Source organism: Halalkalibacter flavus (assembly GCF_036663575.1).
GTDB lineage: Bacteria > Bacillota > Bacilli > Bacillales > Bacillaceae_D > Halalkalibacter > Halalkalibacter flavus.
The window spans coordinates 1-262 of the sequence record NZ_JAWRVK010000281.1; the positions used below are offsets into that span (position 1 = coordinate 1).

A 262-nucleotide genomic window follows, 5' to 3' on the forward strand; every position below is an offset into this window, starting at 1 on the left:
CCTTTTTCTTCTTTGCCTTCCTGGCTCGGATCTCTTTCGCCTTCGCAAGGATCTCTTTCTCGCCGCGTGCGACAACTTCGTCCTGCTCTTCGGGCGTAAGGGTCGCAACGTCTGCAGCGGCGCTGACTGATACTTCGCCCGCGTCTACTTTGGCTTGAAGTTCTGGCGTGCCGGTACGCTGGACCGCTGCAGCGCTCTGAACGGCCCTAGTTGACACGTTTAGCTTTTCGGCGGCGTCGGGTTGAGATACGCAAATTTGCGT

At 57.6% G+C, this 262-nt stretch carries 1 protein-coding gene; it reads right to left on the reverse strand.

Going from position 1 to position 262, the window contains the following annotated elements:
* Positions 1 to 262, reverse strand: a 262-nt coding sequence (locus SAY88_RS25205; protein WP_332635172.1) for a hypothetical protein, incomplete at both ends; no start/stop codon positions are given.